At 68.2% G+C, this 15,434-nt stretch carries 16 protein-coding genes; 4 read left to right on the top strand and 12 right to left on the bottom strand.

The genetic code is table 11. From position 1 onward, the window contains the following. Positions 1 to 98: 98 nt before the first annotated feature. From CJ179_RS12585 to CJ179_RS51350, 3 genes are all read left to right on the top strand, one after another. Positions 99 to 1,646, top strand: coding sequence for an amidase (locus tag CJ179_RS12585; RefSeq protein ID WP_095861741.1), 1,548 nt, complete (start codon positions 99 to 101; stop codon positions 1,644 to 1,646). Between the two features lie 358 nt (positions 1,647 to 2,004). After that, positions 2,005 to 2,301 (top strand): putative quinol monooxygenase, encoded by a 297-nt coding sequence (locus tag CJ179_RS12575; protein ID WP_095861739.1) that lies wholly within the window; start codon positions 2,005 to 2,007, stop codon positions 2,299 to 2,301. 137 nt (positions 2,302 to 2,438) lie between these two features. Beyond that, entirely contained in the window at positions 2,439 to 2,606 is a 168-nt protein-coding gene (locus CJ179_RS51350) for a hypothetical protein (protein ID WP_179377576.1), read from the top strand. A 27-nt stretch (positions 2,607 to 2,633) separates the two neighbouring features. On the opposite strand, the gene CJ179_RS12570 is transcribed toward CJ179_RS51350, so the two are convergent. The 9 genes from CJ179_RS12570 to CJ179_RS12530 all read right to left on the bottom strand — a co-directional run bounded on the left by CJ179_RS12570 (position 2,634) and on the right by CJ179_RS12530 (position 11,856). Beyond that, positions 2,634 to 3,929, bottom strand: coding sequence for a Glu/Leu/Phe/Val dehydrogenase (locus CJ179_RS12570; RefSeq protein WP_095861738.1), 1,296 nt, complete (start codon positions 3,927 to 3,929; stop codon positions 2,634 to 2,636). 56 nt (positions 3,930 to 3,985) lie between these two features. Next, positions 3,986 to 4,657: a 4-carboxy-4-hydroxy-2-oxoadipate aldolase/oxaloacetate decarboxylase gene (locus tag CJ179_RS12565; protein WP_072944356.1), complete on the bottom strand. Its 672-nt coding sequence runs from the start codon at positions 4,655 to 4,657 to the stop codon at positions 3,986 to 3,988. Between the two features lie 32 nt (positions 4,658 to 4,689). After that, complete coding sequence (locus tag CJ179_RS12560) at positions 4,690 to 5,898, bottom strand: aspartate transaminase (RefSeq protein WP_095861737.1); 1,209 nt, start codon at positions 5,896 to 5,898, stop codon at positions 4,690 to 4,692. Between the two features lie 141 nt (positions 5,899 to 6,039). After that, positions 6,040 to 7,104, bottom strand: coding sequence for an L-idonate 5-dehydrogenase (locus CJ179_RS12555; RefSeq protein ID WP_095861736.1), 1,065 nt, complete (start codon positions 7,102 to 7,104; stop codon positions 6,040 to 6,042). Positions 7,105 to 7,112: 8 nt separating this feature from the next. Next, positions 7,113 to 7,868 (bottom strand): SDR family oxidoreductase, encoded by a 756-nt coding sequence (locus CJ179_RS12550; protein WP_095861735.1) that lies wholly within the window; start codon positions 7,866 to 7,868, stop codon positions 7,113 to 7,115. Between the two features lie 89 nt (positions 7,869 to 7,957). Beyond that, positions 7,958 to 9,307 carry an MFS transporter gene (locus CJ179_RS12545; protein ID WP_095861734.1) on the bottom strand — a complete coding sequence of 450 codons (1,350 nt, stop codon included), beginning with the start codon at positions 9,305 to 9,307 and terminating at the stop codon, positions 7,958 to 7,960. After that, entirely contained in the window at positions 9,304 to 10,347 is a 1,044-nt protein-coding gene (locus CJ179_RS12540) for a biotin-dependent carboxyltransferase family protein (RefSeq protein ID WP_072944348.1), read from the bottom strand. The genes CJ179_RS12545 and CJ179_RS12540 overlap by 4 nt, the downstream gene beginning before the upstream one ends. Beyond that, entirely contained in the window at positions 10,340 to 11,062 is a 723-nt protein-coding gene (locus tag CJ179_RS12535; RefSeq protein ID WP_095861733.1) for an allophanate hydrolase subunit 1, read from the bottom strand. Before CJ179_RS12535 ends, CJ179_RS12540 begins: the two co-directional genes overlap by 8 nt. Next, complete coding sequence (locus CJ179_RS12530) at positions 11,050 to 11,856, bottom strand: LamB/YcsF family protein (protein WP_072944344.1); 807 nt, start codon at positions 11,854 to 11,856, stop codon at positions 11,050 to 11,052. The genes CJ179_RS12535 and CJ179_RS12530 overlap by 13 nt, the downstream gene beginning before the upstream one ends. A gap of 282 nt (positions 11,857 to 12,138) precedes the next feature. Here CJ179_RS12530 and nac point away from each other — a divergent pair, with 282 nt between their 5' ends. After that, positions 12,139 to 13,056 (top strand): nitrogen assimilation transcriptional regulator NAC, encoded by a 918-nt coding sequence (gene nac, locus CJ179_RS12525; protein WP_095861732.1) that lies wholly within the window; start codon positions 12,139 to 12,141, stop codon positions 13,054 to 13,056. Here nac and CJ179_RS12520 read toward each other — a convergent pair. Genes CJ179_RS12520 through CJ179_RS12510 form a run of 3 tightly spaced genes read right to left on the bottom strand, consistent with a single transcriptional unit; the run spans position 13,050 to position 15,309 of the window. Continuing rightward, positions 13,050 to 13,976 (bottom strand): D-isomer specific 2-hydroxyacid dehydrogenase family protein, encoded by a 927-nt coding sequence (locus tag CJ179_RS12520; protein ID WP_095861731.1) that lies wholly within the window; start codon positions 13,974 to 13,976, stop codon positions 13,050 to 13,052. The genes nac and CJ179_RS12520 overlap by 7 nt on opposite strands. Before the next feature lie 29 nt (positions 13,977 to 14,005). After that, positions 14,006 to 14,779 (bottom strand): SDR family oxidoreductase, encoded by a 774-nt coding sequence (locus CJ179_RS12515; protein ID WP_095861730.1) that lies wholly within the window; start codon positions 14,777 to 14,779, stop codon positions 14,006 to 14,008. Further along, complete coding sequence (locus CJ179_RS12510; RefSeq protein WP_095861729.1) at positions 14,776 to 15,309, bottom strand: gluconokinase; 534 nt, start codon at positions 15,307 to 15,309, stop codon at positions 14,776 to 14,778. Before CJ179_RS12510 ends, CJ179_RS12515 begins: the two co-directional genes overlap by 4 nt. Positions 15,310 to 15,434 lie beyond the last annotated feature (125 nt).

Here is a 15,434-nt window from a genome sequence, read left to right as displayed (position 1 = left end):
CGGGAAATGCCGGCGGGTCCTGCGTCGCATCCGGACCGACAGCCGGCCCTCGACCAGGTGCCCGCGGGCGCCACTGCACAGCTGAGGAGCGCACCTTCATGACTTCGTTGCCTGCACCCGATTCCGCCCGATTGGCGGCGTTGAACGAGCATTTCCGATTCGGGTTGTCCGCCGTCGACCTCGACGAGTTCGCCCCCGCCGTCGAGGCCACCCTCACTGCGCCGATCGCGGTCGAGCAGCTCTATCGGCGTGCGGCGTCACCGGCCCCCGAGCGATCCTGGGCGCCGCCGGCACCGGAGCACAACCGTCTCGGAGCGTGGTACGTCACGACCTCGATCGACGGCTCCTCTGGGGGTCCGCTGGCCGGCCGCACCGTGGCGGTCAAGGACAACGTCGCGGTCGCGGGTGTTCCGATGATGAACGGATCGCGCACCCTGGAGGGGTTCGTCCCGCGGCAGGACGCCACGGTCGTCCGCAGGCTGCTCGATGCCGGCGCCACGATCGCAGGAAAATCGGTATGTGAGGATCTGTGTTTCTCGGGCGGGAGTTTCACCTCGCAGCCGGGACCGGTGCGCAATCCGTGGGATACGACCCGCAATTCGGGTGGATCTTCCAGTGGCTCCGGCGCTTTGGTCGCCAGCGGTGAGGTCGATTTGGCCGTCGGCGGAGACCAGGGCGGCTCCATCCGCATTCCTGCCGCATTCTGCGGGATCGTGGGTCACAAACCGACGCACGGGCTGGTCCCCTACACCGGTGCATTTCCGATCGAGAGGACCATCGACCATCTCGGCCCGATGACCCGGACCGTCGCCGACGCGGCCACCATGTTGAGTGTGCTCGCCGGTACGGACGGGGCCGATCCACGGCAATCACGCCAGGTCGAGCCGGTCGACTACCTGGCGGCGCTCACCGAAACGGCCTCCGGGCTGCGCGTCGGAGTCGTGGCCGAGGGCTTCGGCACCGCAGGGTCCGATCCGGAGGTCGATGCCGCCGTCCACGCCGCGGTCGACGTGCTGCGCAGCGCCGGACTCGCGGCGGAGCACGTGTCGATTCCGTGGCACCTCGACGCGATGCACGTCTGGAACGTGATCGCGACCGAGGGTGCCGCGTACCAGATGCTCGACGGCAACGCCTACGGCATGAACACCGACGGATTCTACGACCCGGAACTGATCGCGCATTTCGCCGCTCAGCGCCTCGAGCGCGGTCACGAGTTGTCCGAGACGGTCAAGTTGGTGGGGCTGTCGGGCCGGTACACCTTCGAGGTCGGCGGCGGAAAGTACTACGCGATGGCGCGCCAACTCGTCCCGGAACTGCGCGCGGCCTACGACGCCGCGCTCACGGACTACGACGTGCTGGTCATGCCCACCGTCCCCTATACCGCGAAGAAGATCCCGCCTGCAGATGTGGCATTGGGCGACTACCTCGACGTCGCGCTGTCAATGGTCGGCAACACCGCCCCGTTCGATGTCACCGGTCACCCCGCCTGCTCGGTTCCCGCGGGGCTCGTCGACGGCCTGCCGACCGGGCTGATGATCGTCGGCAACACGTTCGACGACGCCACGGTTCTGCGCGTTGCACACACCTATGAACAGGCTGTCGGCGGCTTCCCCTCCCCGCCGGCCTTGATGAGTTCCGCTCGATGACACCACCACGCTTGTCTCTGGACGACGAGATTCTCGATCTCGCCGTCATGTGGCTTCCCATCGGGGATCCACCGGCCGACAAGATCAGGCGCGACTTCGGCGTCGAACCGGCCGAATATCGCGTGCGTCTGGCGCGCGCCATCGACCGTTACCTGCAGACCTCGAACGCGAGAACCGCCGCACGACTCGACCGATTCTTCGAGACGTCGATGCTGACAGCCCTGAGACCGAAACAGTCACCACCAGGTGACGAACAGTCCGGTCGCAACTTGTGTCAGAGGGGTGGTGGTCACCCGCTCGACGCTCGTAGCGTCGTAGGTGGGTGCACGCGAGTCGGAACGAACGAGGAGGAGACATCGTGACGATCGACAGAGGAATTCTGGCCCTGCTCGAGGCCAAGCCGGGCAAGGGCGAGGAACTGGCTGCGTTCCTGGAGCAGGGGCGCGCCCTGGCCGCGGCGGAGGAAGGCACCGTCACCTGGTACGCGTTCAAGGTCAGCGACACCACGTACGGCATCTTCGACACCTTCGAGAACGAGGACGGCAGGCAGGCGCACCTGAGCGGAGCGATCCCCGCCGCGCTGGCCAACGTCGGCCCCGACCTGCTGGCCAGGGACCCCGACATTCGTCCGGTCGACGTGGTCGCCGTCAAGTAGGGCGCGCGCCGGGTTTCCTACCGTACGGTCAGTCGAATCCTGCCCGTAAACCTACCCGATCGGGTAGGGCCCCGACTGTCCGTGCCGCGGCATACTTGCCCGGCTCGGGGGTTTCCGAAAACGATACGGAGAAACTGATGCTCGACCGGCTGTACGCCGCTGTCCTCGCCGTCGCCGGTCTCGGCTACGGCGGTTACATCCTCCTCGACGAACTGACCGGAGGGTCGGACACACCCGGCGAGGACGACCATCGACTCCACGAAGTCGCTTCGGGAGCAGGTGTCCACGCTGTGACGTCCCCCTGATACCGCCCTGAGGAACTGATACCGCCGTCAGGGAAACAGTCCCCGCGCCTCGTGCGCTTCGGCGACCTGCCCGACACCGATGACGTGAGCGGCGCGCCGCAGGGTCAGGGACTTCTCCGCGGCGAGGGCCCACACGCTGCGCGAGGCGTTCTGCATGAACACGCAGAGCTTCCGGTCCACTTCGGCACCGGTCCAGGAGAACGCCTGCAGGTTCTGGACCCATTCGAGGTACGACACGACCACGCCGCCGGCGTTCGCGAGAATGTCGGGGACGACGGTGACGCCGTTGCTCTGGAGGATCGTGTCGGCCTCGGGTGAGGTCGGCCCGTTCGCTCCTTCGACGATCATGCGGGCGCGGACGTCGTCGGCGTTGTCGGCGGTCAGGACGCCGTCCATCGCGGCGGGAACCAGAACGTCGACGTCGAGGCCCAGCAGTTCCCGGTTCGTGATGGAGTCCGCGTTCGGGTACGACGCGAGCGACTCACCCCCTGCGACCCACGCCTCGAGTTCCGGGATGTCGAGTCCACCGGCCCGGTAGCATCCTCCGCTGATGTCGGACACCGCGACGACGCGGCAGCCCTCGTCGGCGAAGAACCGCGCGGCACCGGCACCGACCTTGCCGAAACCCTGCACCGCGACCGTGCGTCCCGTGGGGTCGAGGTGGCAGTGCCGCATCGCGTCGAGTGCGGCGAGAACGACGCCGCGGGACGTGGCGCCTGCGCGGCCGTTGGACCCACCGACGGTGAGCGGTTTGCCGGTCGTGGCTCCGTGGACGGAATACCCGGCGTTGACGGAGTAGGTGTCCATCATCCAGGCCATGGTGGATTCATCCGTGTTCACGTCCGGGGCGGGAATGTCCTTGTCGGGACCGATGAACGGGAGGATCTCCTGCGTGTAGCGCCGGGTCAGCCGTTCCTTCTCCGACAGCGTCAACCCCCGCGGATCGATCGCGATGCCGCCCTTGGCCCCGCCGTAGGGCAACCCGAGCAGCGCACACTTCCACGTCATCCACATCGCGAGCGCGGTCACTTCGTCGATGTCGCTGTCGGGGTGGAACCGCACCCCGCCCTTGCCGGGCCCGCGCGTGAGATTGTGCTGAACACGGTAGCCGGAATAGACCTCTACTCTTCCGTTTTCGCGCCGCAGGGGCACCGACACCGTCAGCGATCGCCGCGGTGTGGCCAGCAGCCGGTACATGCCCTCGTCGAGGCCGAGGATGCCGGTCGCGTCCCGCAATTGCGACAGGGCAGCGCGGTGAGCCAACGCTCCCGGGGCGGCGCGATCCGGCGCCGATACGGGTGGAGCCAATTCTTCAACGGTCATGACCTACGCCTTCGTCGTCGAACTCCGATGGACATCTGCGGCGGGGAGCGGCCTGCTCACTGGTCGACGGTGAGACCCTTCGCCTCGAGCACCTGGGCGAGGTTGCTGACCTGGATCGGGGTTTCGCCCTTCTTGTACCGCTCGATGTAGGCGGCCTCGGCGGCGTCCCGCTCACGGGAGGCGTCGATGGCGACCTGGACCTCGTCACGCCGGACCACGACCACACCGTCGCAGTCGCCCTTGATGACGTCGCCGGGATAGATGATCTGGCCGCCGAACACCAGCGGCTGATTGACGGGACCGAGGGATTCCTTCACCGTTCCCTCGATGCACACGTGCTTGGAGAAGACGGGGAACCCGAGTTCGCGGATCTCCCTGCTGTCCCGCACGCCGCCGTCCGTGACGAGTGCGCTGATGCCCCGCGCCACACACGCATTGGCCAGCACGTCGCCGAACTGTCCCGCCGGCTGGTCGCCGGAGGACACGATGAGCACGTCACCGGGTTGCGCGTAGCTGATGGCGACCTGGAGCATGATGTTGTCGCGCGGATGGCACACGACGGTGAAGGCGGACCCGCAGAACGACATGTCGCGGTCGATGGGCTTGATCCCCGAATCCAGTGCGCCCTTGCGGCCCTGCGCCTCGTGGATGGTGGCGGCCGAGAAGGCGCCCAGGCTGTCGATGGCGGCCTTGTCGGCGCGATCGATCTTCGTCGTGACGTGAACCATGATGTCTCCGTAGTTCTGTGATGGCGGGTGGGTCAGCTGAGCGAAGCGACGGCCTTCTCGACCGCGGCTGCCGCATTCCTGAGCACGTCCTCGGACGTGGCGAAGGAGACCCGGAAATAGGATTCGGCCCCGTACGCAGAGCCCTGGATGGTGGCCACCGACGCGTGGTCGAGGAGGAACAGCACCACGTCCTGGTCGTTCTCGAGCAGTGTGCCGTCGGGTGTCCGCTTGCCCACGAGGCCGGCGCATCCGACGAACAGGTAGAAGGCGCCCTGCGGCAGTACGGGTTCGAGACCGTCTATGCCGGAGAATAATTCGAACGTGACATCACGCCGGGCGCGATAGCTCGCGACGGACGTGGTGACGAAACTCTGATCCCCGGTGAGGGCTTCGGCGGCGGCGGCCTGACTGATCGACGACGGGCAGGACGAACTCTGCGACTGCAGCTTGTTGATCGCGCCGATCAGGCCCTTGTTCCCGACGCCGTACCCCAGCCGCCAGCCGGTCATCGCGTAGGCCTTCGACACACCGTTGGTGACCAGGATCCGATCGCGCAGGTGCGGCGCGGACGACAGCAGGTTCGGAACGGGTGAATCGGTGAACACGATCTCGTCGTAGATCTCGTCGCAGAGCACGTTCACGTGCGGGTTCCGGTCGAGGACCTTCGCGAGTTCCGCCAGTTCGTGCTCGCTGTACACGGCGCCCGTCGGGTTCGACGGCGCGTTGAGGATGACCCACTTCGTCGCCGTGGTGATGGCGGCCTCGAGCTTCTCTGCGGTGAGCAGGAACCGGTCGGATTCCGGGCAGTCGACGACGACGGGTGTCCCGCCGTGCACGGTCACCATGTCGGGGTACGACACCCAGTACGGGGCGGGCACGATCACCTCGGTGCCCTCCTCCACCGTCGCCATCAGCGCGAGGAAGATGACCTGCTTGGCGCCTCCACCGACGGTGATCTCGTTGTCCGCGAACTCCACCCCGGTGCGGGCCAGCGTCTTCTTCGAGATCGCCTCCCGCAGCGCGGGAATGCCGTTGACGGGGGTGTACTTGGTGAGACCGGACTCCATCGCCGCCGCGGCCGCGGCCTTGATGTGCTCCGGGGTGTCGAAATCGGGCTCTCCGACCGTCAGGTCGAGGATCTCCCGCCCCGACGCCCGGAGTTCGCGAACCCGTTGCGCGGCTGCCACACTCGGCGACTCACGCATCTGGTCGACTCGCGCTGCTGGAACGAAGGTGGACATAGTTCCTCCTGGTAGAGGGCGTGGGAACGAAAGAAGCCGGGAAGTCGGGGGCGGTATCTCCACACTCACGCTATCGGGTGGGGACCACACCTGTACAAGACCGATTGTATGTCGGGTGATAGCCGTTCGGCATGGCTGAGATCAGAACGCCAGCAACACCTTCGCGGACGCGGACGCGTCCTTCGCGACGGCGAACGCCTCGAGGCCGTCCTCGATGCCGAACTCGTGACTGATCACCGGTTCGACGTTCAGGCTGCCGTCCGCCAGAGCCTCGAGCACCGCATCGATCTCGTCGTTGAACCGGAAGGAACCGACGAGTTCGAGTTCCCGCGTGATGACGAGCGACAGCGGAGCGGGCTGAAGCCCGGTGGGGAGCAGTCCGAGCATGACGATCCTGCCGCCGCGCGTCGCGCCGCGAATGGCCGATTCGAGTCCGAAGCGGTTGCCGGAGCACTCGACGACGACGTCGGCGTCGACGGCGGCGATGCTCACGGCGTCGGCGGCGTCCAGCGTCGTGTCCGCGCCGAGCGCCTTCGCGACCGTGCGGGGATAGTCGTGCACGTCGACCGCGGTGATCTCGCTCGCACCGGCCCGGCGGAGGACGGCCACCACGAGGGCGCCGATGGGGCCGCACCCCACGACGAGCGCGCTCTTCCCTGCCACGTCGCCCGCGCGGGCCACGGCGTGCCACGCCACGGCGGCGGGTTCCGCGACGGCGGCGGTGCGCAGCGGCAGGTTCGCCGGCAGTCGCCGCAGCATCCGCGACGGCAGCACCGCGTACTTCGCGAATGCCCCTTCGGTGTGCGGGAATTGCGCCGCGCTGCCGAGGTAGGTGCATCCCGGCGAGAGGTTCGGGCGGTCGTCGGGGAACCTGGCGCCGCGCCCGCCGGGGGTCGCGGGGTGCACGGCCACGGTGTCACCCGCGGCGGGGCCGGTCCCGTCCGCGGCGGCCTGCACGACCGTTCCCACCACCTCGTGGCCGAGCAGCATGGGCGCCTTCAGGATCGACTCGCCGGCGGCGCCGTGCGTCCAGTAGTGCAGGTCGGATCCGCAGATGCCGCCGTAGGCGATCTCGACGACCGCCTCGGACGGTTCGGGCCTCCGGAGGGGCACCGATTCGATACGCAGGTCGCCTGCGGCGTGCGCCACCACCCCGAGGGTCTCGGTGGGCAGCGGGGCGGAGGAGTGGTGCGGCGCAGTGGTCACGGCCGGCCTCAGTCGTTGCGCCGGACGAAGTCGAGACCACCCGGCACCTGGAAGGTGGGCATGATCTCGATCAGACCGAGGTTGACGTGGCGCGGGGCGTCGATCGCGAACTCGATCGTGTCGGCGATGTCCTTCGTCGTGATGGATTCGAAGCCTTCGTAATACGTCTCCCACGCCTCCTTCATCGCCTCCGGGGAGCCGCCCAGGTTGCGTCCGAAGATCTCGGTTTCGACCCGGCCCGGGCAGATCTCGGTCACGCGGATGCGCTTGCCGATGGTGTCGTTGCGCAGTTGCCGCGAGATCTGGTGCACCGCGGCCTTCGTGGCGTGGTACGCGGTGTGGCCGTAGAAGTTGTACAGGCCGGCGATGGAACTGATGTTCACGATGTGGCCGAGGTCCCGCTCGACCATCCCCGGCATCAGCAGCCGGCACAGGTGCAGCACCGCACGGAGGTTGACGTCGACCATGGCGTCGACCGAGTCGGCGGACGCGTCCAGGATGTTGCCGGTGGCCGAGACTCCCGCGTTGTTGATCAGCACGTCGATCTTGAGGCCCTCGACGGCGGCGCTGAGGGCGTCGATGTCGGTGATGTCGACGGCGAGCGGGATCATGCCCGTCTTCTCCGCGATCTCGTCGAGCCGTTCCTTGTTGCGGGCGACGCCGTAGACGGTGAGACCCCGCTTGGTGAGGATCTCGGTGACCGCGGCGCCCATTCCGGTGTTGGCGCCGGTGACGAGTGCGGTCCGGTAGTCGTTGAATGGCATGACGCTCCCTTGCCTTGCTGGTGGTGAAAGTTGGTGCAGCCCGGTGGTCTTCGAGTGGTCAGGAGACCACCGGGCCGAGTCTGGATCCGTCAGAGCGTGTCACGGAGCGGCACGTGCGCCCGGTCGGTGACGGTGCTGACGGCGATGAGGGTTCCCAGTGCGGTGACGACGGCGTAGACCGCGGGGACGTAGATCCCGAACTGCGGAATCAGCCAAGTCATCAGCAGGGGCGCGGTGCCGCCGAACACTGCCGAGGAGATGTTGTAGCCCAGCCCGTACGCCGAGTACCGCACCCGGGTGGGGAAGAGTTCGACGATGAGGATGTGGATGACGGCGGTGTGGCCGGCGAAGATCACAGCCATGATGCAGGCTCCGAGCACCGCGAGCGCGAAGTTGCCGGTCGCGATCAGGGCGTAACAGGGGACGGCGCCGACGGCCATGGCGATCGCCGCACCGGCGATGACCCTCTTGCGGCCGACGCGGTCCGAGAGTGCGCCCATGAAGGGAATGGCGAAGCAGATCGCCACCAGGCTCGCCGCGGTCACGAGCAGTGCCGTGCCGGTGGAGAAGCCGATGTTCTCGCCCTTGAGGAACGTCGGCATGTAGGAGAAGAGCACGTAGTAGCCGGAGCCGTTCATCAACGGGATGAACAGCGCGAGCAGCATCGCCTTGCGGTGTTCGGGAGTCGCGAACGCTTCCTTCAGCGGGTTGCGGGACAGTCCGCCTTCGGCCTTGAGCTTCTCGAAGTTCGGGGTGTCACTGATCGCCCGCCGGATGTACCAGCCGATGATGCCCATCGGGATCGCGACGAGGAACGGGACGCGCCACGCCCAGCTCGCCGGTCCGCCGCCCTCGATCGCGGCCTCGTTGAGCCAGGGCGACATCGCGAACGCGACCAGCGTGCCGGTGAGCAGGGCCAGGAACGACGCGATCTGGGCGTAGCTGGTGATGAGTCCGCGCTTGCCCTCCGGTGCGTGCTCGGCGAGGAAGGTCATGGCGCCCGCCGCCTCACCGCCCACGGAGAATCCCTGCAGGATGCGCAGGAGAATCAACAGCGCGGGAGCGGCGACGCCGATCGCGGCGTATGTCGGGAGAACACCGATGCCCGCGGTGGCGACGCTGATCAGCATGATCACGAAGACGAGCATCTTCTGCCTGCCGATCCTGTCGCCCAGGATGCCGCAGACGACCGCGCCGAGCGGTCGCACGAAGAACGAGATCGCGTAACCGGCGAAGACGAGCATCAGCGCGTCGCTCGACTTGGAGACGTCGAAGAAGACGATGGCCAGGGCGGTCGCCATGAAGGCGAAGATGCCGTTGTCGTAGAGCTCGACGAAGATGCCCACGCACCCTGCGAGAACGACCTTGCGTAGCTGGCGGGGTTGCACCTCGTGTTCGGGCGTGTGCCCGGCCGTGTCGGGTGAGATCGCGTTGGTCATGCTGACTCCATCTGGGCTACAGAGTGGTGCTGGGCGGATGTCGTTTCTGGGTGAGTGGGGATCCGAAGACTGGCGAAGGCGCTCGCCACGCGGGACCGCAGCAGCGCGATCGAGCGTCGTTGGCTCCGGTAACCGTCCACGGCTTCGGGGACGCTCACCTTTCGGAACCGCACCTCCTGGCCGGGGCGCGCCTGGCCGAGCTGTGACAGTGCGGTGGCGGTCACCACCGCGAGCACCGGATATCCGGCCGTCACTCCCCGGCCCCGGTGCAGGACGAGGATCTCGTTGCCTGCGGGAACCTCGACGGCGCCGATCGGTACCCCGCGGGAGAGCACTTCCGTCGACCGGTCCCGCCGGGGAACGTCGCTCCCCGGATCGGTCGGCGTCAGGCGGAGACCGATGTGGTTCGTGTCGGCACCGATGACGAAGGGGGTGTCGAACAAGCGGGCGGCGGACGCGCCGAACTCGTGCACGTCGGGACCGTCGGTGACGTCGATGGTCCAGCGGCCGGTGAAGGTCGCGGGCTCGGCGCCGAGCCGGAACAGCGGGACCCGGAAGTAGGGGTGGTCGATCGGCGGTCCGTCGACGTCGATGGCGACGGACTCGCCGACCGTCAGTTGCCGGCCGAAACCGAGAACCGAGTCGGGGGCGCAGCTGCCGAGCAGGGACGGCGCGGCGATCGCGCCGTGCACGGCGAGGTACACGCGGAGCCCGTCGTGGATTCCGCGGACGGTGAGTTCTTCGCCCGCGGTCCAGACGAACGGCTCCCACTGGGGGCGGGTGACACCCCCGACCTGGACCTCCGCCGGTGCGCCGGTCACCGCGACGAGCAGGTCGACGCTTGCGACGGCGCCGAAGTCCATCGCCACCATTTCGAGCAGCGGCGCGGTGCGGTGACTTCCGACCAGGGCGTTCGCCACGTCGGCGCTGTACTGGTCGGAGGCTCCCCCGGTCATCTGCCCGAACCGGGAGCCCCGGAGACGTCCGAGATCCTGGATCGAGGTGAGCCCGGGTGTCGTGACGGTGATCGTCTCAGCCATGCCGGACCCCCTCGTACAGCGGCCACTCGGCCGCGGTGATCGGCACGAAGCGGAACGTGTCGCCGGGCCGGAAGTCGGACAGCGGTTCCGTCGACGGATCGACGATGGTCAGGGGCGTGCGGCCGATCACCGGCCAGCCGCCGGGCGCCGGTCGCGCCGAGATGACGGCCTGCCTGCCCGCGACCGCCACCGCGCCTGCCGGAACGTGCGGCCGCGGAATGGTGCGACGGGGAACGGGCTGCGGGAACGCGGGGCCGTCGAGCATGGGGGCGCCGCCCGGGGACCCGAAGCAGCGCATGGTCAGCGGGCGGGCGCTGTGCAGGCGGATCACCTCGGCCGGGGAGAGTGCGAGGTGCGCCGCCACGTCGTCGAGGTCGGGTCCGAATTCGGCTCCGTAGACGACCGGGATCTCGAATTGTCGCGAACCGCGCGTCGCGGGTTGCGCCGGAAGCTCGATCAGCCGTTCGACCAGCGCGCGAATGGCGTCATGCGTCGTTGCAGCACAGTCGAATTCGACCAGCAGTGAGTCGTAGGTGGGGATGATGCCGGTGACCGCGACGTCGTCGTCGCGTGCGTCGAGCGCGGCGGCGACCGTGTGGACGGCCTGCCAGCGCTCCTCCGCATCGGGGGACAGCGACGTCAGGCGGACCGCGGAGTCCCCGCAGTCCGCGAGGACGAAGTCGCGGTGCGGCCGGGTGCACGTCACGCCGGACACGACGCGGACTCCTTCTCGGCCCTGGCCTCGAGGACCTCGGTGACGGGGGCGATGACGACGCCCGCGCGCAGCAGTGCCTCCCGGATCGCCCGCGCGTTGCCTACCGCGTCGGCGCCGTCGCCGTGCAGCAGCACCGTGTCTGCCTCGATCGGGATGCGCGTGCCGTCGACGGCGTCGACGACCCCTTCGGTCACCATCTGCACCGTGCGCGACACCAGCGCGTCCCGGTCGTGAATCACGGCGCCGGCCTCGGACCGCGGTACCAGGGTGCCGTCCGCCCGGTATGCACGGTCGACGATGGCGACGATGGCCACCCGGAGCCCCCGCGCACGGGCGTGGTCGGCGAGTTCCCCGTCCTGGGCGAGCACGATGAGCCGCGGGTCGAACGCCTCCACCGCATCGACGACGGCGCCCGCGTAGTCGGCGCGGGTCGCGACGAGATTTCCCAACCGACCGTGCGGTGCGATGTGCGAGAGCGATGTGCCGTGGGCCGTCGCGAAGGCGTGCAGTGCGCCGAGTTGGTACAGAACGTCCGTGCGGACCTCGTCGGCGGTGAGGTCCATCGCGCGCCGGCCGAACCCTGCGAGATCGGGGAAGCTGGGGTGTGCGCCGATGCCGATTCCGCGGGCGACGCACCCTCGGACCGTCGCATCCATGGTCCTGGGGTCGCCGGCGTGAAAGCCGCACGCGACGTTGGCGGACGTCAGCACGTCGAGCAGTGCGTCGTCGTCGCCCATCGTCCAAGCGCCGAAGCTCTCGCCGAGGTCGGCGACGAGATCGATCTTGACAGTCACGGTGCCTCCAAGGGGGGCCTGCAGTGGAACCGCGGGTGCCGTTCCAGTGAACTTTCGATGTAAACGGACGCTACGCAGGTTCCGGTTCAGGCGGTTAATACCTGTTTTACGTGAGGCGATAACGAACGTCTATGGTGTTTGAACAGCGACGATGCAAAGACGGAAGAATCGGGCCCCGCACTTGGCTACAGCGGTGTTTCCGCCCGGCAACCTTCTCGAAACCGCGGCGTGCTTGCGTCGCCGCATCGTCAGAAAGGCAGATCGCTCGTGGATACCCGACGCTTGTTCTCATTCGTCCGCATCGTCGACGCCGGATCCATCACGCGGGCGGCGGACATACTGCACATCGCGCAGCCGGCGCTCAGCCAGCAGATGACGGCGTTGGAGACGCACTTCGGTCAGCAACTGCTGATCCGCAGCAAGCAGGGAGTGGAACCCACCGACGCGGGGCGCGCGCTGTACCGGCACGCACAGGTGATCCTGCGGCAGGTGGAGAGCGCTCAGGCCGAGGTGAGCGTCGTCGGCCGGGAACTGGCGGGCGGTGTCTCCGTCGGACTCGCGCCGTACAGCACCGTCAGCTCCATCGCGCTGCCGCTGCTCACCGCGGTGCGGTCGCGCTACCCCAGCATCCTTCTGCACATCAACGAAAATTTCGGCGGTGTGCTCAGCGAGGCCATGATGACGGGCCGGATGGACATGGCCCTGCTGTACGACGCCGGGCCGATCAAGGGCGTCAACTTCGAGCGTCTACTCACCGAGGAACTGATGGTCGTCGCCCCGGCGGGCACCGGACTGCCCGGCGAAACCGGGACGGCCGTCGCCATCAAGGATCTCGTCGATCTGCCACTACTGCTGCCGGGCCCGATGCACACGATCCGCAAGGTGGTGGAGCAGGCGTACGAGCACGCCTTCGAGCACGCACGGGTGGTCGGCGAGGTGGAATCGGTGACGCTGATGGCGCAGGCCGTCCGAAACGGACTGGGCGCGACGGTATTACCGTTCTCGGTGGCACGCCGGATCATGAACGTGGAGAACCTGGAACTCCGCCGCATCGAACCGTCGATCGAAGTCCAGGTCTCCCTCGGGACACCCGCCAATCAGCCGCTGTCCGGGCCGGCGGAGGCGGTGCGCGAGGTGCTGCGCAGTGTCGTGTCCAACTACATCAGGACCAGTTCGGAAGCCGAACGCGGCCCTCAGTAACCCCGGGCCGGATCGATCGGCGCCAGCAGGGGCGCGCCCGCGGCGAAGCGTTCGACGTTGGTCGCGACGTGATCGGCGAGCAACCCGGTCAGTCCGGTCGCGGGATTCGCGACGTGTGGGGTGATGATCGCATTCGGCAGGGTCCAGAGCGGATGCCCGTCGGGCAGCGGTTCGGGGTCGGTGACGTCGAGCGCGGCGCCGCCGATCGACCCGGCGCGCAGCGCGCGGACCAGACCCTCGGTGTCGATGAGGGAACCGCGCGCCACGTTGACGATCCACGCCGTCGATTTCATCTGTGCGAGCGCGGTCTCGTCGACGAGGTGGGCGGTGGCCGACGTCGCCGGTGCGGCGATGACGAAATGGTCTGCTCTGGACCAGATTTCCGAGGTCCGGTCGGCCGGCAGCGTCTCGGATACACCCGGGACCGGGGTGCCCGAGCGAGTGACCGCCAGCACGTCGGCGCCGAACGCGGCGAGCAGCGGGATCATCGCGCGACCGATGCCGCCGCAGCCGACGATGGCGACCGTCGCCCCGCGCAGCGTGCCCACCTGCGGGTCGAACTCGGCCTTGCGCCACGACGTCGCGCGCACCTGCTCGGTGAGGGCCCGAACCCCGGCCAGGAGCAGCAGGACGCCGTGTTCCGCGACGTTGCCGGCGTAGGCGCCGGCCGCGGACGTCCAGGCCCGGTCGGTGTCGACGATGCCCGCGGAGATCCAGGGCTCCACACCCGCCGAGGGCAGCTGCACCCAGCGCACCGAGTCCGGCAGTTCCGCCGGAAACGTGTCGGGGCCCTGCGCCCAGACGACGGCCTCGGCGTCGTCGAGCGGGGCGAGTACGCCGCCGCCCCTCTCGATCCCGCGTATCAGGGCTGCGTCGGGGTTCGGTCCGAGGTGGATGCGGGGCGTTGCAGTGTTCGGCATCTTCGTCTTTCGAGTCGGTCGGGTGGGGATCAGACTACGGCGGTCAGTCCGCCGTCGACATACAGGATCTGGCCGTTCACGAAGTCCGACGCCGGCGAGGAGAGGAAGAGCAGCGCACCCACGAGTTCGTCCGTGCGTCCCCACCGTCCGGCGGGCGTGCGTTTCGTGAGCCACGTACTGAACTCGGCGTCGTTCACGAGCGCCTCGGTGAGCTGGGTGTCGAAGTAGCCGGGTGCGATGGCGTTGGCCTGCAGTCCCAATGGTGCCCAGTCGGCGCACATTCCGCGGGTGAGCATCTTCAGCCCACCCTTGCTGGCGGCGTACGGGGCGATGCCCGCCCGGCCGAGTTCGCTCTGCACGGAGCAGATGTTGACGATCTTGCCGTGCCCGCGTTCGACCATCGCCCGCGCGAACTCGCGGCCGACGAAGAAGGCGCTGCTGAGATTGGTGTCGAGAACACGCCGGAAGTCGTCGTCGCCGAACTCGAGCAGGGGGCTGCGGTGCTGGACGCCGGTGTTGTTGACGACGATCTCGACGGGGCCGATCTCGCTCTCGACCCGCTTCGCGGCGGCGGCGACCTCCTCGGGAGCGGTCACGTCGAAGGCGCAGGTGTGGACCGTCGCGCCGGTGGCGTTCACGATCTCGTCGCGACTGCGCGCGAGGGCTGCCGCGTCGCGTCCGTTGAGCACGACCTCCGCGCCCGCCTCGGCGAGCCCGTTGGCCAGTGCGAAACCGATTCCCCGGCTCGACCCCGTGACGAGCGCGATCCTGCCCTCGACGTCGAAGCTCCGATGCGAACTCACTGTGTGGCGACCTTTCGTTCTTCGTGCAGGTATTCGACGGCGGCCCGGGCGATCAGGTCCGGCGCCGGTGCGACGTCCAGGGCGACACCGAATTCGTCGGAGTCGAGTGGTTCGAGGAGCGCGAACTGGGAATCGAGCAGTGCAGGCGGCATGAAGTGCCCGCTCCGTGCCTGCATCCGGCCGCGGATCACCTGCTGGTCTCCCGTGAGGTGCACGAACAGCACCGGGTCGGAGACGTCGCCGAGGATCGTCCGATAGCTGCGCCGCAGCGCCGAGCACGCCACCACACCGCGGCGCCCCTGCCCGGACAGCTCCTGCAGCCGGTCCCGGACGACGCCCAGCCACGGGGCCCGGTCGTCGTCGGTCAGCGGGATGCCGGCGGCCATCTTCGCGACGTTCGACGGCGGGTGCAGATCGTCGGCGTCGAGGAACCGGTGGCCGGTCAGTGCGGAAAGTTGCTGCGCGACTGTCGTCTTCCCGCAGCCGGTCACCCCCATCACCACGATGTGGGGTAGCTGATCGCCACTCATGAAATGTTCCTGTCCGCCGGTGTGGAGAGATGCAGTTCGAACATGCCCGACCGCACGACGGCTTGGCAATGGCGGAGGGGATACCGGTTGACGTTGCCGTCATACCGAAGCGCGAGGGATGCCGG

This window comes from Rhodococcus sp. ACS1 (assembly GCF_002300155.1).
Lineage (GTDB): Bacteria > Actinomycetota > Actinomycetes > Mycobacteriales > Mycobacteriaceae > Rhodococcus_F > Rhodococcus_F koreensis.
This window is presented reverse-complemented; position numbering and strand designations above follow the sequence as displayed.